Origin of the sequence: Pseudomonas reactans, from assembly GCF_013387025.1 — a bacterium.
Classification (GTDB): Bacteria; Pseudomonadota; Gammaproteobacteria; order Pseudomonadales; family Pseudomonadaceae; genus Aquipseudomonas; species Aquipseudomonas reactans.
On record NZ_JACAQP010000008.1, the window covers coordinates 167,045 to 189,008 of the forward strand.

The following is a 21,964-nucleotide window of genomic DNA, read 5'->3' on the forward strand; positions in this document are numbered from 1 at the left end:
ATGGGGCGAAGTCTCGCGGCGGCAAGCATTGTGCTGCTGGGTGCCGGGTTGTTCTGGCTGTCGCTCTACAGCTGGTCACCGTTCACGATCACGGCGGCGGATGCGTGGAATGGCCTGGTTCATCAAGGCAGCGTGGGCGGCAATATGGCCTACATCGTCGCCCAATTGCGCGTGCCACGGGCGCTGTGCGCCGCGTTGGTCGGCGCCTGCCTGGGCCTGGCTGGTGCATTGATGCAAGGCATTACCCGCAACCGCCTGGCCTCGCCATCCTTGTTTGGTGTGACGGCCGGGGCGGCGCTGGGTTTGGCGCTGTTTTCCACCGGGTTGGTTGCGCCGCCGTTTGCCGGTGGTGCGTTGTTGATGACGTGCCTGGGCGGCGCGTTGGCCTGGGTCACGGTGTTCAGCCTCGGCGGTGCCTGGTCGCCGACCACCGCCCAGGGACGCCTGGTACTGGCCGGTGTGGCCGTGGCCGCGTTGTGCGCGGCATTGACCCGGCTCACGGTGATCCTGGTCGAGGCCCAGGCACAAAGCGTGCTCAACTGGCTGGCCGGTTCCTTGGCCAATGTCGGCGCTGCGCAGGTGCAACTGCTGTGGCCGTGCACCTTGATCGGTGGCCTGTGGGCGCTGTGGTGCGCGCCGCGTTTGAACCTGATCAACCTCGGCGAAGACGCCGCACGCTCCCTGGGCGTGGGCATTGCCAGCCTGCGCTTGCAGGTGTTCATCGCCAGCCTGTTGCTGGTCGGCGCGAGCGTCTGTGCGGTGGGGCCGATCGGGTTTGTCGGGCTGATCGCGCCGAATATCCTTCGCCAATTCCTTGGTAATGACTACCGCTGGCTGATCCCGCTGAGCGCGGCATTGGGCGCGGCGATCGTGCTGGGCGCCGACCTGCTCAGCCGTGCCGTGGCGTTTCCGGTGGAGACGCCGGCGGGTGTGGTCACTGCGTTGATCGGCGCGCCGTTTTTCCTCTTTCTTGCCAGGCGCGCCCTATGACCCGGCCACCCTTGCGCTTATGGATGCTGCTCGGCCTGTTGCTGCTGGCGACGTTGATCAGTCTCAGCGCCGGCACCGTGTGGCTCACGCCTGAAACCGTGCTGGACCGCCTGCTGGCCCACGACGCCCTCGACTTCGAAGTCTGGAACCACCGCCTGCCACGCAGCCTGATCGCGATTCTCGCAGGTGCAGCCTTCGGCCTGGCCGGGGCGATTGTGCAGGGCGTGATCCGCAACCCGCTGGCCTCACCGGAAATCCTCGGTGTGACCCAAGGCGCCGGACTGGCACTGACCGTGGCGATCATCAGTTGGCCGCATTTGCCGATTGTGTGGTTGCCGCTGGTGGCCTGCCTGGGCGGGGCCGGCGGCGCGTTGCTGCTGGCGCTGTACAACACCGGGGTGAGTTTTTCCGGGGTGCGTTTTGCCCTCTCCGGGGTGGCGATTGCGGTGACCTTGTCCAGTGTTACCGAGTTTCTGATCCTGTCCCATCCGCTGGATATCAACACCGCCTTGCTCGCCCTCACCGGCAGCCTGTGGAGCCGCAACTGGCACCATTTGGCGCTGGTGTTGCCGTTCCTGGTGCTGATTCCCATCGGGTTGTGCCTGGCCAAACCGCTGAACCTGATCGCCCTCGGCGATGAAGCGGCCCATAGCCTCGGCACGCCACTGAGTCGCACACGCTGGCTGGCGATGGCCTGCGCGGTGCTGCTCACCAGCCTGGGCGTGGGGGTGATCGGGCCGATTGGTTTTATCGGCCTGGTCGCGCCGCACATGGCGCGGCGGTTGGTGGGCGGGCATCACCAGTACCTGCTGCCGGCGGCAATGCTGATCGGTGCGTTGCTGCTGGTGCTGGCCGACACGTTGGGGCGCACGTTGATCGCGCCCAGCGAAATCCCCGCCGGGGTGCTCACGGCGGTGATTGGCGCGCCGTATTTTCTTTGGTTGCTGGCAAGGTTCAAGGGCTGATCACATGAGTATTCTTCACGCACGCGAGCTCGACATCGGCTACGGCACCACGCGCATCGTGCAAGGCCTGTCCTTTGCGCCGCCGACCGGGAAGGTCACCGCCTTGATCGGTCCCAATGGCTGCGGCAAGTCGACCTTGCTCAAGGCCTTCGCGCGCATCCTCAAGCCGACCCAGGGCGAGTTGACCCTGGATGGCCAGGCCTACGCCAGCCTATCCGCCCGCGAGTTGGCGCGGCAGATCGCGTTCTTGCCGCAGGTGCTGCCGGTGCCGGAAGGTGTCAGCGTGCGCCAGTTGGTCGCCTATGGCCGCAGCCCGCATAACTCGCTGTGGGGACGCTTGAGCGGCAGTGATCAATCCCACGTGACCCAAGCCATGCAGCGCCTGGAGCTGGACGTGTTGGCTGATCGCGCATTGGCCGATCTGTCCGGCGGCCAGCGCCAACGGGCTTGGCTGGCGATGGTGTTGGCGCAGAATGCGCCGGTGGTGTTGCTGGATGAACCCACCACCTACCTCGACATCAGCCATCAAGTCGAACTCATGGACTTGATGGGTGAACTGGCCGCCGAAGGCAAGACTGTGATCACGGTGCTGCACGACATCAACCAGGCTTGCCGCTACGCCGACCATTTGGCGGTAATGCACGGCGGCAAGTTGGTGGCTGATGGTGCGCCGGGGGCGGTGATCAATGCCGAGTTGATGCGCCAGGTGTTTGAGGTGCAGGTGCAAGTGATGCGGGAGCCGGTCGCCGGTACACCCATGTGCCTGGTGAAAAAGAGCACCCGCCCTCAAGCCTGACTCGGTTAAAAACTGTGGGAGCTGGCTTGCCTGCGATAGCGGTCTATCAGTCACATCATTTCCAGCTGACCCACCGCCATCGCAGGCAAGCCAGCTCCCACAGATTGATTTCAGTTGTTTTCCAGGGCTTTTTTCACGTCGATGGCTCTGGGCAACAGGCGGTTCTGATAGAACAGATCCGCTGTCGCCTGTTGTGCCGCGATAATTTTATCGTCAATCGGCAAAATCGGCGAAGGCGGGCGGTTGTCCATATAGCGCGCAACCACAGCGGCGGGCAGCCCCATGAAGCCTGTCAGCACCTTCAAACTGTCTTCACGCTGGCTGCGGGTGAGCGCTTCGGCAGCGCTGAGCTCATCCAGCAGGTCATGTACAAACACGCCATTGGCCTTCGCATAGTCGCGACGCGCGGTATACACCGGCCCCGACAAACCCAGGCCTTCGCCATTGGCCAGCACATGGCTGGGGCTTTGGCTCAATGCCAAGGATGAATAGGGCTCCCAGATGGCCCAGGCATCCACGCTGCCTTGTTCGAACGCTGCGCGTGCGTCGGCAGGGGGCAGGTACACCGGCTGGATATCCTTGTAGCTCAGTCCGGCCTTGTTCAGGGCGCGCAGGATCAGGTTGTGGGAACTGGAACCCTTCTGGAAGGCGACTTTCTTGCCCTTCAGATCCGCCACTGAATGCAGCGGGCTGTCGTTGCGCACCAGGATGGTTTCGGCGCTGGGCTTGGGCGGTTCGGCGCCGATGTAGACCAGGTCCGCGCCCGCCGCCTGGGCGAACAGCGGCGGGATGTCGCCGGTCGAGCCCACGTCCAGTGCGCCGACGTTCAGTGCTTCAAGCATCTGCGGGCCGGCGGGGAATTCGATCCACTTCACTTCGGTGTGCGGGAAGCGTTTTTCCAGCAGGCTATGTTCCTTGGCGAGCACCAGGGCGATGGAGCCTTTCTGGTAGCCGATGCGCAGGGTCGCGGGGTCGGCCGCCAGTGCGGTTTGAGTGACGGCCAGCAGGGCGAGTAACAGCGCTGGAATCTTCATGCATCGTCCTTTTTGAAGCGGTTTTCGGGGCGCGCCAAACCGAGGTTTTCACGCAAGGTCGTGCCGGTGTATTCGGTACGGAACAGGCCGCGCCGTTGCAGCTCCGGCACGACCCCTTGGGCGAAATCCTCCAGCCCGCCCGGCAGGTGCGGCACCAGGATGTTGAAGCCATCGGCGGCGCCGTTTTCGAACCAGCGTTGCAGCTCATTGGCGATCTGCGCGGGCGTGCCGATCAGGCTGTAATGCCCGCGACCCCCCGCGATCCGTCGGCCCAGCTGGCCGAGGGTCAGTTGTTCGCGGTGGGCCAGGTCACTCAGCAATTGTTGACGGCTGCGCTGCCCGCTGTCGGTCAGCGGCAACTCCGGTAAGGGCCCGTCCAACGGGTAGCCGGACAAGTCGAAATTACCCAGCATGCGCCCCAGCAACGCGACGCCCACCTGCGGCTCAACCAGCGCCTGGAACACCTCGAATTTTGCCTGGGCTTCGGCCTCGGTCTGGCCGACCACTACGAACACCCCCGGCATGATTTTCAGCGAATCCGGCTCACGCCCGTATGGCTCAAGCCGCCCTTTGAGATCGGCATAAAACGCCTGCGCATTTTCCAGCGACGTTTGCGCGGTAAACACCACTTCTGCCGTTTGCGCCGCCAGTTCACGGCCGGTTTCCGATGAGCCCGCCTGCACGATCACCGGTTGACCCTGGGGCGAGCGCGCTACGTTCAGCGGGCCCTTGACGCGGAAATGTTCACCGACATGGTCCAGCACATGCAGCTTCGCCGGGTCGTAGTAGGTGCCGCTGGCCTTGTCCCGCACGAAGGCGTCGTCTTCCCAGCTGTCCCACAACCCGGTCACGACGTGATGAAACTCCCTGGCACGGCTGTAGCGCTCGGCGTGGCCGAGGTGTTCATCGCGGCCGAAATTCTGCGCTTCGGCAGCGGCGTCCGAGGTGACCAGGTTCCAGCCTGCACGGCCTCCGGACAGGTGATCCAGCGAGGCGAATTTGCGCGCCACGTGGTAGGGCTCGTTATAGGTGGTGGTCGCCGTGGCGATCAGGCCGATGTGGTCCGTCACCGCACTCAACGCCGAAAGCAGAGTCAGCGGTTCGAAGTGATCCGAACGCGCCATATGGCTGGCGATTTCACCCGTGGCTGCCGCAATGCTATCGGCCACGAACAGCGCATCGAACTTGGCCGCTTCAGCCACCCGCGCCAGGTGCTTGTACTGGGCAAAATCCAGCCCGGCATTGGCCGGCACGTCCGGGTGGCGCCAGGCGGCGACGTGGTGCCCGGTAGCCATGAGGAAGGCGCCGAGTTTCAGTTGACGGCTCATGCTTAGAAATCCTTGCGCAGTTGCACGCCGAAGTAACGTTCATCGTCACGGGGCACGGCGCGGTAAATGTAGTTGCCGCCGCTGGCCAGCAGCGGTGAGTAGGATTTGTCGGCGAGGTTCTTCGCCAGGAATGCGACGCGCCAGCCATTGCTGTAGTCGGCCAGGGCCACGCTGGCGTTCCAGATGCCGTAGGCACCTTGTTTGGTGTCAAGGTTCTGGCTGATGTCGTACTGCACTTCGCTCTGCCAGCTGTAGTCGGTGCCCAGTTCGATGTCCAGGCCATTATCCAGCGGGATGGTGTAGTCGGCGCGCACGTAGCTTTTCCAGTCCGGGCTGAAAGGCAGCGGCTTGCCATTCACGTTGCAGGTCGCGGCGGCACCGGCCGGGCAGGCGAATTCGTCGATGCGCGCGCGGGTGTAGGCCAGGGCCCCGGACAGCTTGAGTTGCTGGGTGGCCTGCAAGGCGTAATCCAGCTCGACGCCTTCGGTGCTGACGCTGCCGGCGTTGATCAGGCGCGTCACCACTTGCCCGGCGACGGTGTCGAAAAAGTTGGCCTGGTAGTTGTCGTAATCGCTGTGGAACACCGCCAGGTTGGTGGTCAGGCGGTTGTTCCAGGCGGTGGCCTTGATCCCGGCTTCCCAGGTGTTGGAAGTTTCCGGCTTGAGCGCGTCGGTGTCACGCGGCTGCATATTGAAGAACACGTTGTACGCCGGGCCTTTGTAGCCGCGCGAATAGGTCAGGTAGCTGGTGACGCTGTCGCTGATGTCGTACTGCACACCCAGGCGCCCGGACCAACCGTCTTCGTCCACCGAACCGGAACTGGACGTGGCCGGTTGAATCCCGCTGACCGTGGTGGCCGAAGTGGAGACACGGCGGTGATCGTATTTCAGGTCATCGTGGGTGTAGCGCAGGCCGGCGATGCCACGAAAGCGCGAGGTGAAGTTCAGCGTGGTCTCGCCGAACACCGCGTAGCTGTCGTTGGTGGTGCTGTAGTCGGCGATGCCACGGTCGGTGCGCGTGGTGGTGGTGAGGGTGCGCTGGTAGGTTTCTTCATCCTTGCCGTGCATGTAGAACAGGCCGCCGACATACTCCAGGAACTCACCTTTGGGCGAGGCCAAGCGCAGTTCCTGGGAGTATTGGTTGAACGCGAGCGTGCCTTTGTCGGCGGTACCGGGAAACGCGGCGGTCACCGTGCCAAGGCGGTCGCCGTCCTGATATTGGGTGTTGTCCCAGCCACGCCAGGCGGTGATCGACGTCAGGGTGTAGTCGCCGAGGTTCCAGTCCAACTGGGCGGACAGGCCCTTGTTGGTGTCTTCCACGTGGCTGCGGGTATCGGTGTTGATGTCGCGGTTGTCGCTGGAGGCCCGCACCGGGCTCAGCGCGTTGGCGAACGCCGGGGTCAGGGACTTGCTGACCACGCCGTTCGGCGCGTCGTCGTGGGACTGCATGTAGTCGGCGATCAGGGTCAGTTTCAGGTCGTCGTTGGGGGTGAATTCCAACTTGCCGCGAATGCCCTTGTGGTTGTAGCCGTTGACCTCCTGGCCATTGTGCTGGTTGTCGACATTACCGTCGTAGCTGCCGAACAGCGTACTGATCGAACCCTTGAGCACATCCGGCACCAGGCTGCCGCCGATGCCGAAACGGGTGCGGCTTTCGTTGCCGCTGTAGTACGACTGGTCGATATAGCCATGAGTCTCGGCGGTGGGCGCCTTGCTGGTGATGTTCAGCACGCCGGCCGAGGCGTTCTTGCCGAACAGCGTGCCTTGGGGCCCGCGCAGCACCTCGATGCGTTCCAGGTCGAGCAGGTCAAGGGTGGCCTGGCCGGGGCGGGCGTAGACCACGCCGTCGATCACCGTGGCCACCGTCGGCTCGACGCCGGGGGAAGTGGAAATGGTGCCCACGCCGCGCACGAACAACGAGGTGTCCTTGTTGGAAGCGCCGGTGCGGAAGTTCAGCGACGGCACCTGCTGCGCGATGCTCGCCACGCCGTTGCGGTTATCGCGCTCCAGCTGTTCGCCATCGAGGACCGAGACGGCCACCGGGACTTTTTGCAGTGATTCTTCGCGGCGGGTGGCGGTGACGGTCACGGATTTGAGTGTCGGCTCCTGCGCATCGGCCGCAAAGGCACCGGGGGCGGGCAGGGCGGTCAACCCGGCCAGTATCAGAAAAGTGCTGCGTTGGAAGTTGTGCATGCTGTGCCCGCTCGAAAAGAATGCCCTGAACCGCTGCGGTTCTTGCGACCGTCAGCGCCTGTGAAATGTCTTTGGCATTCGCTCGAGCGAGTAGCAGACAACGCGCTTTGTTAGCGCTAACATCGGCATTATTGGTAGGTCTGGTTTAGAACGTCAAATACTGAAAAATTAGTCCTATATTCTTTTTAGTTTTTAACAGGATCATCCCGTGAGCGAAGACAAACCGCGCAAACGCCGTGGCGCCGGGCGTGTCACCTTGAACACCGTGGCCCGTCAGGCCGGGGTGTCGGCAATTACCGTGTCGCGTTACTTCAACCAGCCGGAACAGGTATCGCCCGAGCGCCGCGAGCGCATCGCCGAGGTGGTGGCCGAGCTAGGCTATGTGCCCAACCTGGTGGCCGGCGGGCTGGCCTCGGCACGTGGGCGCATCGTGGCGATGGTGATCCCGAACATCTCGGGGCCGATCTTTGCCAATACCATCCAGGGCTTCAGCGACACCCTCAGCCGGCATGGCTATCAACTGTTGTTGGCGTCGAGTTACTTCAGCGCCGAGCAGGAAGAGAGTGCGGTGCGTGCGTTCCTTGGCTGGTCGCCGGCGGCGCTGGTACTGACCAGCCGCTTCCACAGCGCGGCGACTGAAAAAATGATCACCGACGCGGATATTCCGGTGGTGGAGACCTGGGACTACGTGCCCGAACGCGCTCCGTTGCAAATCGGGTTTTCCCACTTCGAAGTGGGCGTCACCGCGGCGCGTTACCTGCATGGTCAAGGCTATCGGCGCATGGCTTTCGTGCAGAACAGTGCAGCAGGGGACTTCAGCGCCATGGAGCGGGGTGAGGGGTTCGCCGCGACCTTGACCGAGTTGGGTGTACAGCCCTGGGTCTTCTCTCCCGACCCAGATCGCGCGCCCTTCGAAGCGGGTAAACAGGCCATGGAAGTATTGATGAGCCATGCTACGCCACCAGATGCGATCTTCTTCGCCAATGACAACCTGGCGGCCGGTGGTTTGCTGGCTGGGCAGCGGGCCGGACTGAAGATCCCCGAGCAGTGCGCGGTGCTCGGTTTCGGCGATTACCCGTTCGCCGAAATGCTGTTGCCGAGCCTGAGTACGATCAAACCGCCTGCATTGGAAATAGGTGTGTTGGCCGCTACGCGCGTCCTTGAAAGTTTGGGGGTGCTGCCTGTAGAAGATGAAGTAACGCGTTTGAATTTATTGGACTGCCGTTTGATTGCGCGTGAAAGCGCCTAAGTGGCTAATTGCAACTAGTGGGATGATGGCTATTGGCTGCTAAGGCTCTGGCGCAAGGGTCTTGGCAATTATGTTTATTTTATTCCCCTCCTTCAGGAACTAGGTCTATAACTTCCAGTCGATAACCCCGGCTTACTCTATACGGGGTTGTGGCTAACTAATGGCATGTTTCCGTAGTTTCAAATAGCCATACTTTCTCGCAACACTAGATACCTGAACATTATGTCGTCAGCGCCTATCGATGCCTGCCAGATGCAGATCCCGCACACCGAGCAGGTGTGTGCGTGGCTGATGCAGCATGCCGGGCTGAAAACGGTGGACCTGGAGCGCGCCCGACGCCTGTCCACGGACGATCTGTTGAGCCTGTTGACACGCCTGGGCCTGATCTCCGAAGTTGAACTGGCGCGTGCCTGGGCGGCGTTGCTCGACGCGCCGTTGTTGCTGGCCGACGCCGCGCCGCCGCTGCTCGATCCTTTGCCTGCACTGACCGAACGCTTCATGCGGCACTACCAAGTGGCGCCCATAGGCTGGGACCACAACGGTCTGCGGGTACTGGCGGCCAACCCTGCGCAACATTATCCGTTCGAGGCCCTGGCCTATGCGTGCCAGGTGCCGGTGTGGCTGGCGATCGGCCCGCGCAATGAAGTCGACACCCTGATCGAGCGCTACTACGGTCAGGGCCGCTCGGCGATGGGCACGCTGATCGAGAACCTTGATGAGCAGGGCGGCGCCCAGGAAGATATCGAACACCTCAAGGACATGGCCTCCGAGGCGCCGGTGATCCGGCTGGTGAACTTGGTCCTTCAGCGCGCCGTGGAACAGCGCGCCTCGGATATCCATATCGAACCCTTCGAAAACCAGCTCAAGGTGCGCTACCGCATCGACGGCGTGTTGCACGACGCTGAAGCGCCGCCGGCCAGTTCGTCGGCGGCGGTGATTTCGCGGGTGAAGATCATGGCGCGGCTGGACATCGCCGAACGTCGGCTGCCCCAGGACGGGCGCATCATGCTGCGCATCCAGGGCAAGGAACTCGACCTTCGCGTGTCCACGGTGCCCACCAGTTTCGGCGAGTCGGTGGTGCTGCGCCTGCTGGACCGGCAAACCGTGCAGTTCGACTTCCCAAGCCTGGGCTTCGACGGACAGCGCCTGGCCACTTTCCTCGACCTGCTGGAACGGCCCCACGGCATTCTGCTGGTCACCGGGCCCACCGGTTCCGGCAAGACCACCACGCTCTACACCGCGCTGTCGCGGCTCAACACCGCCGAGCGCAAGATCATCACCGTGGAAGACCCGGTGGAATACCAACTCGAAGGCATCAACCAGATCCAGGTCAAGCCCGCCATCGGCCTGGACTTCGCCGGGGCACTGCGCTCCATAGTGCGCCAGGACCCGGACGTGATCATGATCGGCGAGATCCGCGACCTGGAAACCTGCCGCATCGCCATTCAATCGTCGCTGACCGGGCACCTCGTCCTTTCCACCCTGCACACCAACAGCGCCGCGGCGAGTATCACGCGGCTGCTGGACATGGGGGTGGAAAGCTACCTGATCGCCTCGACCGTCAGCGGCATCCTCGCCCAGCGCCTGGTGCGGCGCCTGGACCCGGCCACCCGCGTGGCCTTTGAAGCACCGCCGGAACTGATCGCAGAACATGGGCTGGATCGCCTGACCGAACAACGCCCGATCCTGCTCTATCGCGGGAGCTATCACGGTCGCAGTGCGCTCACTGAGCTGCTGGTGATGAACGATGAGCTGCGCAGCCTGCTGCTGCGTCACGCCGATGCCGCCACGCTGGAACAGGCTGCACGCCGCGCCGGTTTGCGCACCCTGTATGAAGAAGGGCTACGTCAGGCCTTGGCCGGTATTACCTCGTTGGAAGAAGTGCTGCGCGTCACCCGTGGGGACAGCGCGTGAGCCTGTTCAAGTTCCGCGCCTTGGACAACCAGGGCGTGCCGCAGAACGGTACGCTGGAAGCCACGGATCAAGTTGCCGCTGTCGCCGCCTTGCACAAGCGCGGCCTTTTGCTGTTGCAGATTGAAGCCGCCGACAGACCCCTGCTGCGCAACCCACGTGAGCATTTGAAGGGCACGGCGTTGGTGAGTTTTACCCAGCAATTGGCGACGCTGTTGGGGGCCGGCCAGCCTCTGGAACGCTCGTTGACCCTGTTGCTCAAGCAACCCGGCCCCGCTCAGGTGCGCGCGCTGATCGAGCGCATCCGCGATCACGTCAAGGCCGGCAAACCACTGTCCGCCGCGTTGGAACACGAGGGCGGCAGCTTCTCACCGTTGTACCTGAGCATGGTGCGTGCCGGTGAGGCCGGTGGCGCGCTGGAAAGTACCCTGCGTCAGCTCAGCGATTACCTGGAACGCAGCGAGCGGCTGCGCGGCGAGGTGATCAATGCGCTGATCTATCCGGCCTTCCTGGTGGTGGGCGTGCTCGGTTCCCTGGCGTTGTTGCTGGCGTATGTGGTGCCGCAATTCGTGCCGATCTTCCAGGACCTGGGCGTGCCGATTCCATTGATCACCGAGGTGATTCTGGCCTTGGGTGAGTTCCTCGGCGCCTATGGCTTGGTGGTGTTGGCCGGGCTGATCGTCGGCGGTGGGTGCTGGGCCGTACGCCTGCGCAATCCAGCATTTCGGGAACAATACGATCGACGCCTGCTCGGCATCCGTGTGATCGGCCCGTTGTTGCAACGGGTCGAGGCGGCACGCCTGACGCGTACCCTCGGCACGCTGCTCAGCAACGGCGTGGCGTTGCTGCACGCCTTGGTGATCGCGCGGCAAGTCTGCACCAACCGCGCGTTGCAGGCTCAGGTGGCGCATGCGGCGGAATCGGTGAAAGGCGGCGGCACCCTCGCCAGCGCGTTTGGCAGCCAGCCGTTGTTGCCCGAACTGGCGCTGCAAATGATTGAAGTCGGCGAACAGGCCGGCGAACTCGACAGCATGCTGCTCAAGGTCGCCGACATCTTCGACGTCGAAGCCAAGCGCGGCATAGACCGCCTGCTTGCCGCACTGGTGCCGTCCCTGACCGTGGTCATGGCGGTGCTGGTGGCGGTGATCATGTTGGCGATCATGCTGCCGCTGATGAGCCTGACCAGCAATATATGAAGGAGCTTGACCCATGAGAAAACCCCGCCGCCAAAGCGGTTTCACCCTGTTGGAAATGCTCGCGGTGATCGTGTTGCTGGGCATCGTTGCCACCATCGTCGTGCGCCAGGTCGGCGGCAATGTGGACAAGGGCAAGTACGGCGCGGGCAAGGCGCAGCTGGCCAGCCTGAGCATGAAGATCGACAGCTACGCACTCGACGTCGGCGCGCCGCCCACCAGCCTGCAACAGTTGGTGGACAGGCCCGGCGGTTATGCCAAGCCTTCTGACCTCAAGGACCCGTTCGGGCATGCCTTCGGCTATCGTTTTCCCGGCGAGCACGGCGCCTTCGACCTGATCTTCTATGGCCAGGATGGTCAGCCGGGCGGCGAAGGTTATAGCGCCGACCTGGGCAATTGGGAGTAACGCGGCCATGGTCCAGCGCGGCTTTACCCTGCTGGAAATGTTGGTGGTGATCCTGTTGATCAGCCTCGCCGCCAGTTTGCTGGGGCTGGGCGTGCGCCAGGGCCTGCAGACGGCGAAAGAGCGTCGCGCGGTAGGGCAGATGGTGGAGGCGCTGCGCACCACACGGGCGGGGGCGATAGTCAGCGGGCAGGCGGCGCGTACTGCATTCGATATGGAAGACCGTACGTTCCAGGCGCCGGGACGTGCGCTGCAACGGTGGCCGTCCGAGCTGCAAGTGACACTGCACACGGCCGAACAGGTGGGCCCTGCCGTCGAGTTCTATCCCGACGGCAGCTCCACGGGCGGCAATCTTCTATTGGCGAATGGCACCCGGCGTTGGCGCATCGATATCGGCTGGCTCACCGGCAGCGTGCAATCCAAGGCGCTGCCATGAAGCACCAGGCGGGGTTCACGCTGCTGGAAATGCTTGCCGCGCTGACGCTGATGGCGGTGTGCAGCACGGTGCTGCTGGTTGCGCTCGGCCAGAGCGCGCGCTCGTTGTCCCAGGTGGCCCACAGTGATCGGCTTTCCCATGCGGCGCTGACGATTTTCGATCAGGAGGCAGCAGGGCGATTGAGCAACGGCGTCAGCCAGGGCGAACTGGACGGCATCCGCTGGCAACTGACCAGTACCCGACAACAAACCCATATTTTCCGCCTCGACCTGGTCCTCAGTGAGGGCCCGCACCAGGCCCGTTTCAGCACCCTGAAGGCGCGCCTGTGAAGCGCCGCGAGCAGGGCTTTACCTTGCTGGAAATCCTCGTAGTGCTCAGTTTGTTGGGCGTTTTGCTGGTGCTGGTTGGGGGCGCATTGCTGGGCGCCAATCGCGCCGTGTCCAAGGCCCAGGCGTATACCGTGAGCCTGGATCAAGTGCGCGCCGCTCAGCAGTTTTTGCGCACGGCGATCAGCGAGGCGTTGCCGCTGGCGGTGGGTGAGGGCGATGTTTTTTTTGTCGGCACGGCGCAGCGGCTGGAGTTTGTCTCGACCTTGCCCGGTGTGCTAGGTGGTGGGATCCACCGGTTCAGCCTGCAACGGGTCGAACAGGATTTGCAGTTGGGCTTTTCTCAGCGTGAACCCCAGGTGCTGCTGAAAAACCTCGAGGACGTGCAGTTCAGTTATCGCGGCCTGTCTCCGCTGGGTCAGCCCACCGGTTGGGTCAGTGATTGGCCATGGCCCAAACGCCTGCCTGCGGCCGTGCGCATCGCCGCCAGCGTCGACGGCCCGGTGCCCTGGGTCACCCAGGTGATTGCCCTGCGCTTGAACCTGTCCAGCGGGAGCGTGGAAGAATGAGGCGCCAACGTGGTGCAGCCCTGCTGCTGGTGCTGTGGGTGCTGGCCTTGCTCAGCGTGTTGCTCGGCGGCCTGGCCGGCTGGGTGCAGTTGGAAAGTCGCCAGGCCCTGTGGTTGCGCCAGCACACACAAACCGTGCTGGCCGCTGAAGCCGGCATCGCCCTGGTCATGGCTGACCGGCGCTGGGTGGCCGATGGTCGCGATATCCCTTTGGCGTTTGATGATGCCCAGTTGCACGTCAGCCTGCGCAGTGAGCGCGGCAAGCTCTACCTGATCAACGCCGAGGCGCAGGATTCCACGCGCCTGGCCCTGGCCTGCGGCGCCACTCCAGCCCAGGCGACGCAACTGTCCACGGCCCTCGAAACGCGCCGCCAACAAGGCCTGGCGCCGTTCCGGGTGCTGGAAGAAGTACGCCAACTGCCCGGCATGACCCAAACCCTCTACAGCCAATTGCTACCCGAGATCACCTTGTGGAGCGACCTGGATCGCCCCGATCCCGCCTTCGCCAGCCCGCTGATGCGCAAGGCGCTGAACCTGCCGCGCCAGAACGCCGAAGGTGCCGACCCCGGCGAAGTGCTGGTGGTCGACAGCCGCGCCGAGCGCCCTGGTGGTTATCAGGCGCGGCTGCAAGTCACCGTTTTATTGAGCCCATCGGAGGACAGCGCACAACCCTATCGGGTGTTGCGTTGGCAAGAATGAATCGACTGGAACCCATCGCCCGACATTGGCGCGGCAGCCTGTTGCAACAGGGTTGGCGCTTGTGGCTCGCGGAGCTGCGCGCCTGTGTGCCGAGTGGGTTGGCACGGCGAGAACCGCCGGAGCAGATCCACCACTGGCCGTTACCGGCGCCGGTCGCGGCGGACAGCACGCGCCAAGTGCTGATGCTTGGCGCGGATGCCGTGCTGCTGCAGCGCGTGCAACTGCCTTTGGCCGCCGGGCGCAACCTCAACGCGGTGGTCGGTTATGAACTGGATCGCTACACCCCGTTCGAGGCCGACCAACTCTACTTCGTCGCGCGTCAGGAACGGCGCACGTCCACCCACCTTGAGGTCACGCTGGTGGCGATCCTGCGCGAACGGCTGGACCAGATCCTCACCGACTGCGCTGCACTTGGCCTGCATCCCCATCGCGTGGATGCGGCCAACCTGGGTATCGACCTGCTGCCCCCGCCGCTGCGCCCGCGCCAACGCCCGCCGGGCATGGGGTTGCAACGCAGCCTGCCGTGGTTGTGCGGGGCCCTGCTGATCGCAGCAATGCTGCTGTGGCTAAACGACCGCCAACGCGTCATCGACGCCATGCACGCCAGTGTGCAGCAACAGAAAGCCGAGGTCGTCGAGGTGCATGCCCTGCGCCAGCAACTGCTCAATACCCGGGGCGCGGCGCAGTACCTTACCCGGCGCAAACTGGCGCAACCCCCCCTGGCCGCGCTACTCAACGACCTGACCACTTGCCTGCCCGCCGATACCTGGCTGGATCAGTTGGACGTGAAGGACGGCGAGATTTCCCTCTCAGGTCAAAGCGCCAAGGCCAGCGCATTGATTACCCGCATCAAAGGCTGCCGCAGCCTGGAAAACGCCCAGTTCGAAGGGGTGATCCAGCCCGATGCCCGTACTGGCAAGGACCAGTTTGCCTTGCGTGCCCACCTACGCCAGGAGGCCGCCGATGCGCCGACCCCTCACACCCCGTGAACGCCGCGGCACTGCCTTGCTGGTGTTGGCGTTGGTACTCGGCACGGCCTACTGGCTGCTGATCGACAGTTGGTTCGCCGGCCCCCTGCGCGACATGGGCGAACAGGCCGAACAGTTGCGCGAGCAACAGCAACGCTATGCCGGCGTGTTGCGTCAACGTGATGCGCTGCGCCAACAGCTTGAGCAAGCCCGCCAGGACCCGGCCAGCAGCACCAGCCTGTTGCCGGGGGATGACCCCGACGTGGTGGCCGCCGACCTGATGCAGCGCCTTGCCGACCTGATCAACAGCCACGCCAACCTCGGCGGCGGTTGCAGCCTGACCCAGCGCAAGCCCATCACGCCGGAGCAGGACGACGGCGAGCCGTATCGCCAGGTCAAGGTCAGCCTGACCCTCGATTGCGCCATCGAACCCTTGGAGGCGCTGTTGCATGAGCTGGAGTATCAACCGCCGTTCTTGTTCGTGGATGAACTGCGCATCCGCCGCAGCCAGCAGGCGCCGGCCAATGGCGGTGCAGGCAAGTTGGTGGTGCACCTGCTGGTGCGCGGTTACCTGCAACCGGCGCGGGTGACGCCATGATCAGCAGATTACGCCCCGTGGAGTGGGGCCTGCTCGGCTTGTCGGGTTTGCTGGGCCTGTTGATGGCGGTAATCCTCAGCAGCATCGGTGATGAACCGCAATGGCTGCCTGAAGCGCCCGCGCGCGCTCATCCCACCGCCCAGGTACAGATCGCGCCGAGTGTCCCGCTGGAAAACCTGGCCGCCACTTGGCAAGCACCGCTGTTCAGCCCCGACCGCAGTCCGGATCGCGTCGTGGGCAAAGCCAAGGTCACCAGCCTGGCCAACCTGACCCTCAGCGGCATCATGATCACCGGCAACCTGCAAATGGCCATGCTCAAGCAAACCGATGGCCGCGCCCTGACGGTCCGCCTCGGCCAGGCCTTGCCCAACGGCTGGCGCCTGGACCACCTGACCCCGCAATCCGCCCGATTCAGCCTGGATGGCCGCACGCAAACCTTGAGCCTCTACGCCAAGCGCCTGCCGCCGCCGTCCAACCGGCCCCCCATCACTTTGCCCCGCGAGCCCCTCCCTTGATCGACATGCGCACCTCAACGTTTTGCCTGGCGACCGCTTTTGTCCTGAGCGGCTGTGGATCCTTCCCCGACCGTCTGGATGCGGACGACGATCTGCTGCACGAAGCGATGCAAGGCACCGGCTCGCAACGCCCGCCGACCGAGCAAGCCGTGCCGGAAAGCCCACCGCCTGCGGTGAAAACACCGACGCAGCGCCAACTGATCCGTGGCAACCAGCAGTTCATGCGCGGGCCGGCAGCGCAGCCGGTGGCGAAAGAGGAGGGTGGCGATATCGTCTTCAACTTCGCCGACCAGCCCATCGAAGCGGTGATCAACAGCGTGATGGGCGACCTGCTGCATGAAAACTACAGCATCGCCCAAGGCGTGAAGGGCAATGTAAGCTTTTCCACCTCCAAGCCGGTGGACAAACAACAGGCGCTGTCGATCCTCGAAACCCTGCTGTCCTGGACCGACAACGCGATGATCAAACAGGGTGATCGCTATGTGATTCTGCCCGCCAACCAAGCGGTGGCGGGCAAGCTGGTGCCGCAGATGAGCGTGGCGCAACCGTCCAGCGGCCTGTCGGCGCGGCTGTTTCCGCTGCGCTACATCGCTGCCACCGAGATGCAGAAACTGCTCAAGCCCTTCGCCCGTGAGAATGCGTTCCTGCTGGTGGACCCGGCCCGCAACGTGCTGAGCCTGGCTGGCACCTCGGATGAACTGGCCAACTACCAGGACACCATCGACACCTTTGATGTGGACTGGCTCAAAGGCATGTCGGTGGGCGTGTTCGGCCTGCAACGGGCTTCCGTGGCCGAATTGATGCCCCAGCTGCAAAGCCTGTTCGGCCCTGACAGCGGCATGCCCCTGGCCGGGATGCTGCGCTTTTTGCCGATTGAACGGACCAACTCGGTGGTGGCGATTTCTTCCCAGCCACAGTACCTCAGCGAAGTGGGCGACTGGATTCGCACCATCGACGAGGGTGGCGGCAACGAGCCGCAGATGTACGTCTACGACGTGCGCAATATGAAGGCCGCCGACCTGGCCAAGTACTTGCGGCAGATCTACGGCACCGGCGCGATCAAGGACGACACACCGGCCAAGGTCGCGCCTGGCCTGCGCACCACGACCCTGTCGTCACTCAATACCGGCGGCTTGCAGAACAACCCACCTGCTGCCGAAGCGCCGGAGCCTGACGAGAAGGAGGTCGCGCCCACCAGCGCGCTTGAAGCCGGCACCCGCATTACCGCGCAAAAGAGCAGCAATCAACTGCTGGTGCGCACCCGGCCCGCGCAGTGGAAAGAGATCGAAGCGGCGATCAAGCGGCTCGATAACCCGCCGCTGCAAGTGCAGATCGAGACGCGGATTCTTGAGGTCAAGCTCACCGGTGAACTGGACTTGGGCGTGCAGTGGTACCTGGGGCGGCTGGCGGGTAATTCCTCCAGCACCACCGTCGCCAACGCTTCCGGCAGCCAGGGCGCACTCGGCGGGGGTGGGGCGGGGTTGGGGGCGACGGATTCGTTGTTCTACTCGTTTGTCAGTTCGAATCTGCAGGTGGCGTTGCATGCGCTGGAAACCAATGGCCGCACCCAGGTGCTGTCGGCGCCGTCGCTGGTGGTGATGAACAACCAGCCGGCGCAGATTCAAGTGGGGGATAACATTCCGATCAACCAGACCACGGTGAATACCGGGGATGCGGATACCACGTTGAGCAGTGTCGAGTATGTGCAGACGGGCGTGATTCTGGACGTGGTGCCGCGGATCAATCCGGGTGGGTTGGTGTACATGGATATTCAGCAGCAAGTCAGTGATGCCGAGAGTCAGAGTGCGAACAGCAACACGCCGGTGAATCCGCGTATCTCGACGCGCTCGGTGTCGACGCAGGTGGCGGTGCAGAGTGGGCAGACGGTGTTGCTGGGGGGGTTGATCAAGCAGGACAACGGGGAGAGTGTGAGTGCTGTGCCGTACCTGGGGAAGATTCCGGGGTTGCGGTGGTTGTTTGGGAGTACCAGCAAGTCGAAGGATCGGACGGAGCTGATTGTGTTGATTACGCCTAAGGTGATTACCAGCAGTGGGCAGGCGCGGCAGGTGACGGATGATTATCGGCAGCAGATGCAGTTGTTGCGGCCAGGGGGGTAGGTTGGTGTACATAGGTGTTTGTTATTGCGCCGTCAATCAGGAGGAATCATGTCTACCGTCGTCCGTCTCGCCCAGGCAGCCGATGCCGAAGGGATCAGCCAGGTCATCCTGGCGGCCTTGCACAGCAGTAATGCGCGGGATTATCCGGCCGATGTGATTGCGCGGGTGGCCAGTAATTTCACGCCTGATGCCGTGTTGGCCTTGCTTAAGCGCCGCCTGGTACTGGTGGCCATTCAAGATCAACTGATCGTCGCCACCGCCGCCCTTGACGGTAATGTGGTGCGCTCGGTGTTCGTCAATCCAGCTTTGCAAGGGCAAGGCATTGGCCGGCTGTTGATGATCGAGATTGAACTGCGCGCCCGTGAGGCGGGGGTGACGGTATTGAGCGTGCCGTCATCACTGACGGCCGAGCCGTTCTACACCAAGCTGGGGTTCAACACCGTGCGCGACGTTTACCACGGCAACGAGCGTACGCTGGTGATGGAAAAGACGCTGCTGTCCCGGCATCCCATCGGGCCGTACCGCGACCGTCAGCATCGGGCGCAAGTGGTTACGTTATGGCAGCAGGCCTTTGGCTATGATACTGCGCATAACGTGCCGACCCTGGCTATCGATAAGAAGCTGGCCGTCAACGACGGGCTGTTCTTCGTGGCCACGGATAAAAAGACGGTGATCGGAACGGTTCTGGCCGGTTATGACGGCCATCGTGGCTGGCTGTATTCAGTGGCGGTGCATGCCGACTATCGGCGCCATGGCTTGGGGTCCTCACTGGTGCGTCATGCGGAACAGGCATTGACCGCCTTGGGTTGCATGAAGATCAACCTGCAGATCAACGGCGGCAATGATGCGGTGGTGGGGTTCTACGAGGCATTGGGGTATGGGGTGGAGCCGAGGATCAGCATGGGCAAGAAGCTTTTGGCGAATATCCCATCGTAATCTTGAGAATGTCGAAGATCAAAATGTGGGAGCGGGCTTGCTCGCGAATGCGGAGTATCAGTCACCTAATTCAGTGCTGACAAACCGCTTTCGCGAGCAAGCCCGCTCCCACATTGGGTTTTTTTTCAGGGTTGCTTAGACCTTGACGATCCAGCCTTCCGGCGCTTCAACGTCGCCGGTCTGCACACCGGTCAGCTCTTTGTAGAGCTTCTGGGTGATTGGGCCGACTTCGGTTTCGCTGTGGAACACGTGCAGCTTGCCGTTGTACTGGATGCCGCCGATTGGCGAAATCACCGCAGCCGTACCGCAGGCGCCGGCTTCCTTGAACTGGTCCAGCTTGTCGATGAACACTTCGCCCTCGACCACTTCCAGGCCCAGGCGGGTCTTGGCCAGTTCGATCAGCGACAGGCGGGTGATGCCTGGCAGTACCGAAGGCGACTTCGGCGTGATGAACTGGTTGTCGTGGGTGATCCCGAAGAAGTTGGCCGAGCCGACTTCTTCGATTTTCGAGTGGGTCATCGGGTCCAGGTAGATCGCGTCGGCAAAACCGGCTTTCTTCGCCTCGGAACCTGGCATCAGGCTGGCGGCGTAGTTGCCACCGACCTTGGCGGCACCGGTGCCTTGTGGCGCGGCGCGGTCGAAGGTGGAGATCTGGAAGTTGTGCGGCACCAGGCCGCCTTTGAAGTAGGCGCCGACCGGGATGCAGAACACGGAGAAGATGAATTCCGGCGCGGTGCGCACGCCGATGTTGTCACCGGTGCCGATCACGAACGGGCGCAGGTACAGCGCGCCGCCGCTGCCGTACGGCGGGATGAAGTGCTCGTTGGCCTTGACCACTTGCTTGCAGGCGTCGATGAACACATCGGTCGGCACATGCGGCATCAGCAGGCGGGCGCAGCTGCGTTGCATACGGGCGGCGTTCTGGTCCGGGCGGAACAGGTTGATCGAGCCGTCCTTGCAGCGGTAGGCCTTGAGGCCTTCAAAGCATTGCTGGCCGTAGTGCAGGGCGGTGGAGCCCTCGCTGATGTGCAGCACGTTGTCGTCGGTCAGGGTGCCGTCTTGCCATTCGCCGTTTTTCCAGACCTGGAGAAACCGCTTGTCGGTCTTGATGTAGTCAAAACCCAGCTTGTCCCAATTGATGCTTTCGTTACCCATGACACCCTCTATCGTTGGTCAAGTCGGTTTTTTTCTGGATGGGCGCAACAATACTTCATTCTTGGCCGGTGTGGGAGCGGGTGGGCGGACCATTCAGCCTCTGTATTGGCTGATCCACCGCTATCGCAGGCAAGCCAGCTCCCACATTTGGAATGCATTCCACTGTGGGAGCCGGGCTTGCCCGCGATAGCCTCACCTCGGTTTTACAGGTGTAAGGCATGCCCTAACGCTCTTAATGCGGCTTCCTGAACGGCCTCGCCCAACGTCGGATGGGCGTGGATGGTGCCCGCCACGTCTTCCAGGCGCGAACCCATTTCCAGGCTCAGGCCAAAGGCGGTGGACAGTTCGGAGACCCCCACCCCCACGGCCTGCCAGCCGACGATCAGGTGGTTGTCACGTCGCGCCACCACCCGTACGAAGCCGGTTTTCGACTCTAGGGTCATCGCCCGGCCATTGGCCGCGAACGGGAAGCTCGACACGATGCAGTCCAGCCCTGCGGCCTTGGCTTCGTCGGGCGTTTTGCCGACCACCACCAGTTCCGGGTCGGTAAAGCACACTGCCGGGATCGCGGCCGGGTTGAATTCGCGGGACTTGCCGCTGATCAGTTCGGCGACCATTTCACCCTGGGCCATTGCACGGTGCGCCAGCATCGGCTCGCCGCTCAGGTCGCCGATGGCATACACATTGCGCATGCTGGTCTGGCAACGGCTGTCGATCTTGATCGCCGCGCCGTTCATCTCCAGGTTCAGCGCTTCGAGGTTCCAGCCTTGGGTGTTGGGTTTGCGACCCACAGCAACCAGCACCTGATCCGTTGCCAGCGACAGGGTGTCGCCATTCGGGTCGCGTACTTGCAGGCTGCCATCGGCAAAACCGGTGACGCTGTGCTTGAGGTACAGCTTCACGCCCAGTTGCTTGAGGGATTCATTCACCGGCTGGGTCAACTCAGCGTCATAGGCCGGCAGGATACGATCCTGTGCCTCGACCACACTGACCTCGGCACCGAGCTTGCGGTAGGCGATGCCCAGTTCCAGGCCGATATACCCGCCACCCACCACGATCAGGCGCTTGGGCACTCGCGTTGGCGCCAGCGCTTCAGTGGACGAAATGATCGGCCCGCCAATCGGCAGCATCGGCAGGTTGACGCTTTTCGAGCCGGTGGCCAGCAGCAAGTGCTCGCACTGGATGCGCTGGTCGCCGACGTCGACGGTCTTGCCATCCACCACCTTGGCCCAGCCGTGGATCACCTGCACTTTGTGTTTCTTCAGCAAGGCGGCGACGCCGGTGGTCAGGCGATCGACGATGCCGTTTTTCCATTCCACGCTTTTACGGATGTCCAGGGTCGGCACATCCACTTCGATGCCCAGTTGCGAACCCTGGCTGTGGTGGATAGTTTGCTGGAACTGCTCGGCCACGTGGATCAAGGCCTTGGACGGAATGCAGCCGATATTCAGGCAGGTGCCGCCCAGCGCCTGGCCTTCCACCAGGATGGTCGGAATGCCCAACTGGCCGGCACGAATCGCCGCCACATAACCGCCAGGGCCGCCGCCGATAATCAACAGCGTGGTATTCAATGTCTGCGTCATGC

Annotated in this window: 21 protein-coding genes; 16 read left to right on the forward strand and 5 right to left on the reverse strand. The window is 63.2% G+C overall.

The window, feature by feature from the left end; all coding sequences use genetic code 11:
• The 3 genes from fecC to fecE are packed head-to-tail and all read left to right on the forward strand — an operon-like array spanning position 1 to position 2,751.
• Positions 1-990, forward strand: coding sequence for an iron-dicitrate ABC transporter permease FecC (fecC, locus tag HX793_RS11995; protein ID WP_177095577.1), 990 nt, complete (start codon positions 1-3; stop codon positions 988-990).
• Positions 987-1,955, forward strand: a complete 969-nt coding sequence (locus tag HX793_RS12000) for an iron chelate uptake ABC transporter family permease subunit (RefSeq protein ID WP_177095579.1) — start codon at positions 987-989, stop codon at positions 1,953-1,955. Before fecC ends, HX793_RS12000 begins: the two co-directional genes overlap by 4 nt.
• 4 nt (positions 1,956-1,959) lie before the next feature.
• Positions 1,960-2,751 (forward strand): Fe(3+) dicitrate ABC transporter ATP-binding protein FecE, encoded by a 792-nt coding sequence (gene fecE / locus HX793_RS12005; RefSeq protein WP_177052924.1) that lies wholly within the window; start codon positions 1,960-1,962, stop codon positions 2,749-2,751.
• Positions 2,752-2,861: 110 nt separating this feature from the next.
• Here the strand turns inward: fecE and HX793_RS12010 are convergent, their stop codons facing one another.
• The 3 genes from HX793_RS12010 to HX793_RS12020 are packed head-to-tail and all read right to left on the reverse strand — an operon-like array spanning position 2,862 to position 7,305.
• On the reverse strand, positions 2,862-3,785 hold the full coding sequence (locus HX793_RS12010; RefSeq protein ID WP_177052923.1) for a sulfonate ABC transporter substrate-binding protein: 924 nt from the start codon (positions 3,783-3,785) through the stop codon (positions 2,862-2,864).
• On the reverse strand, positions 3,782-5,113 hold the full coding sequence (locus tag HX793_RS12015; RefSeq protein WP_177095581.1) for an LLM class flavin-dependent oxidoreductase: 1,332 nt from the start codon (positions 5,111-5,113) through the stop codon (positions 3,782-3,784). The genes HX793_RS12010 and HX793_RS12015 overlap by 4 nt, the downstream gene beginning before the upstream one ends.
• Positions 5,114-5,115: 2 nt before the next feature.
• Entirely contained in the window at positions 5,116-7,305 is a 2,190-nt protein-coding gene (locus tag HX793_RS12020) for a TonB-dependent receptor (RefSeq protein WP_177095583.1), read from the reverse strand.
• Between the two features lie 208 nt (positions 7,306-7,513).
• Here HX793_RS12020 and HX793_RS12025 point away from each other — a divergent pair, with 208 nt between their 5' ends.
• The 13 genes from HX793_RS12025 (at position 7,514) to HX793_RS12085 (ending at position 19,224) form a co-directional block, all read left to right on the forward strand.
• Positions 7,514-8,554: a LacI family DNA-binding transcriptional regulator gene (locus HX793_RS12025; protein ID WP_177095585.1), complete on the forward strand. Its 1,041-nt coding sequence runs from the start codon at positions 7,514-7,516 to the stop codon at positions 8,552-8,554.
• Between the two features lie 222 nt (positions 8,555-8,776).
• Positions 8,777-10,468, forward strand: a complete 1,692-nt coding sequence (gene gspE / locus HX793_RS12030) for a type II secretion system ATPase GspE (RefSeq protein ID WP_177095586.1) — start codon at positions 8,777-8,779, stop codon at positions 10,466-10,468.
• Positions 10,465-11,661, forward strand: coding sequence for a type II secretion system inner membrane protein GspF (gspF, locus tag HX793_RS12035; RefSeq protein WP_177052918.1), 1,197 nt, complete (start codon positions 10,465-10,467; stop codon positions 11,659-11,661). The genes gspE and gspF overlap by 4 nt, the downstream gene beginning before the upstream one ends.
• A gap of 13 nt (positions 11,662-11,674) precedes the next feature.
• A complete protein-coding gene (locus HX793_RS12040) occupies positions 11,675-12,064 on the forward strand; it encodes a type II secretion system protein GspG (protein WP_016978124.1) in 390 nt (129 codons plus the stop codon).
• A gap of 7 nt (positions 12,065-12,071) precedes the next feature.
• The gene (locus HX793_RS12045) at positions 12,072-12,497 is read left to right on the forward strand and encodes a GspH/FimT family pseudopilin (protein WP_177052917.1); all 426 of its coding nucleotides are present in this window, start codon (positions 12,072-12,074) and stop codon (positions 12,495-12,497) included.
• Complete coding sequence (locus HX793_RS12050) at positions 12,494-12,826, forward strand: prepilin-type N-terminal cleavage/methylation domain-containing protein (protein WP_016978122.1); 333 nt, start codon at positions 12,494-12,496, stop codon at positions 12,824-12,826. Before HX793_RS12045 ends, HX793_RS12050 begins: the two co-directional genes overlap by 4 nt.
• Entirely contained in the window at positions 12,823-13,392 is a 570-nt protein-coding gene (locus HX793_RS12055) for a prepilin-type N-terminal cleavage/methylation domain-containing protein (protein WP_177095589.1), read from the forward strand. Before HX793_RS12050 ends, HX793_RS12055 begins: the two co-directional genes overlap by 4 nt.
• Positions 13,389-14,090, forward strand: coding sequence for a general secretion pathway protein GspK (locus tag HX793_RS12060; protein WP_177060276.1), 702 nt, complete (start codon positions 13,389-13,391; stop codon positions 14,088-14,090). The genes HX793_RS12055 and HX793_RS12060 overlap by 4 nt, the downstream gene beginning before the upstream one ends.
• Positions 14,087-15,079 carry a PilN domain-containing protein gene (locus HX793_RS12065; RefSeq protein ID WP_177052914.1) on the forward strand — a complete coding sequence of 331 codons (993 nt, stop codon included), beginning with the start codon at positions 14,087-14,089 and terminating at the stop codon, positions 15,077-15,079. Before HX793_RS12060 ends, HX793_RS12065 begins: the two co-directional genes overlap by 4 nt.
• Positions 15,054-15,656: a type II secretion system protein GspM gene (gene gspM / locus HX793_RS12070; protein WP_016978118.1), complete on the forward strand. Its 603-nt coding sequence runs from the start codon at positions 15,054-15,056 to the stop codon at positions 15,654-15,656. Before HX793_RS12065 ends, gspM begins: the two co-directional genes overlap by 26 nt.
• Positions 15,653-16,171 carry a type II secretion system protein, XpsN-like gene (locus HX793_RS12075; protein ID WP_177052913.1) on the forward strand — a complete coding sequence of 173 codons (519 nt, stop codon included), beginning with the start codon at positions 15,653-15,655 and terminating at the stop codon, positions 16,169-16,171. The genes gspM and HX793_RS12075 overlap by 4 nt, the downstream gene beginning before the upstream one ends.
• 5 nt (positions 16,172-16,176) lie before the next feature.
• Positions 16,177-18,288: a type II secretion system secretin GspD gene (gene gspD / locus HX793_RS12080; protein WP_177052912.1), complete on the forward strand. Its 2,112-nt coding sequence runs from the start codon at positions 16,177-16,179 to the stop codon at positions 18,286-18,288.
• A 48-nt stretch (positions 18,289-18,336) separates the two neighbouring features.
• Entirely contained in the window at positions 18,337-19,224 is an 888-nt protein-coding gene (locus tag HX793_RS12085) for a GNAT family acetyltransferase (protein WP_177052911.1), read from the forward strand.
• Positions 19,225-19,359: 135 nt separating this feature from the next.
• Here HX793_RS12085 and HX793_RS12090 read toward each other — a convergent pair whose 3' ends face one another.
• On the reverse strand, positions 19,360-20,379 hold the full coding sequence (locus HX793_RS12090) for a branched-chain amino acid aminotransferase (protein ID WP_177052910.1): 1,020 nt from the start codon (positions 20,377-20,379) through the stop codon (positions 19,360-19,362).
• A gap of 203 nt (positions 20,380-20,582) precedes the next feature.
• On the reverse strand, positions 20,583-21,962 hold the full coding sequence (gene lpdA / locus HX793_RS12095; protein WP_177095591.1) for a dihydrolipoyl dehydrogenase: 1,380 nt from the start codon (positions 21,960-21,962) through the stop codon (positions 20,583-20,585).
• Positions 21,963-21,964 lie beyond the last annotated feature (2 nt).

What these genes read in the sequence shown, in the direction of transcription:
- fecE (WP_177052924.1), top strand. Translation starts at nt 1,960, where the DNA reads ATGAGTATTCTTCACGCACGCGAGCTCGACATCGGCTACGGCACCACG.
- HX793_RS12065 (WP_177052914.1), top strand. Translation starts at nt 14,087, where the DNA reads ATGAATCGACTGGAACCCATCGCCCGACATTGGCGCGGCAGCCTGTTG.
- HX793_RS12000 (WP_177095579.1), top strand. Translation starts at nt 987, where the DNA reads ATGACCCGGCCACCCTTGCGCTTATGGATGCTGCTCGGCCTGTTGCTG.
- HX793_RS12015 (WP_177095581.1), bottom strand. Translation starts at nt 5,113, where the DNA reads ATGAGCCGTCAACTGAAACTCGGCGCCTTCCTCATGGCTACCGGGCAC.
- HX793_RS12050 (WP_016978122.1), top strand. Translation starts at nt 12,494, where the DNA reads ATGAAGCACCAGGCGGGGTTCACGCTGCTGGAAATGCTTGCCGCGCTG.
- fecC (WP_177095577.1), top strand. Translation starts at nt 1, where the DNA reads ATGGGGCGAAGTCTCGCGGCGGCAAGCATTGTGCTGCTGGGTGCCGGG.
- lpdA (WP_177095591.1), bottom strand. Translation starts at nt 21,962, where the DNA reads ATGACGCAGACATTGAATACCACGCTGTTGATTATCGGCGGCGGCCCT.
- HX793_RS12010 (WP_177052923.1), bottom strand. Translation starts at nt 3,785, where the DNA reads ATGAAGATTCCAGCGCTGTTACTCGCCCTGCTGGCCGTCACTCAAACC.
- gspM (WP_016978118.1), top strand. Translation starts at nt 15,054, where the DNA reads ATGCGCCGACCCCTCACACCCCGTGAACGCCGCGGCACTGCCTTGCTG.
- HX793_RS12085 (WP_177052911.1), top strand. Translation starts at nt 18,337, where the DNA reads ATGTCTACCGTCGTCCGTCTCGCCCAGGCAGCCGATGCCGAAGGGATC.
- gspE (WP_177095586.1), top strand. Translation starts at nt 8,777, where the DNA reads ATGTCGTCAGCGCCTATCGATGCCTGCCAGATGCAGATCCCGCACACC.
- HX793_RS12045 (WP_177052917.1), top strand. Translation starts at nt 12,072, where the DNA reads ATGGTCCAGCGCGGCTTTACCCTGCTGGAAATGTTGGTGGTGATCCTG.
- HX793_RS12090 (WP_177052910.1), bottom strand. Translation starts at nt 20,379, where the DNA reads ATGGGTAACGAAAGCATCAATTGGGACAAGCTGGGTTTTGACTACATC.
- gspD (WP_177052912.1), top strand. Translation starts at nt 16,177, where the DNA reads ATGCGCACCTCAACGTTTTGCCTGGCGACCGCTTTTGTCCTGAGCGGC.
- HX793_RS12075 (WP_177052913.1), top strand. Translation starts at nt 15,653, where the DNA reads ATGATCAGCAGATTACGCCCCGTGGAGTGGGGCCTGCTCGGCTTGTCG.
- HX793_RS12040 (WP_016978124.1), top strand. Translation starts at nt 11,675, where the DNA reads ATGAGAAAACCCCGCCGCCAAAGCGGTTTCACCCTGTTGGAAATGCTC.
- HX793_RS12060 (WP_177060276.1), top strand. Translation starts at nt 13,389, where the DNA reads ATGAGGCGCCAACGTGGTGCAGCCCTGCTGCTGGTGCTGTGGGTGCTG.
- HX793_RS12020 (WP_177095583.1), bottom strand. Translation starts at nt 7,305, where the DNA reads ATGCACAACTTCCAACGCAGCACTTTTCTGATACTGGCCGGGTTGACC.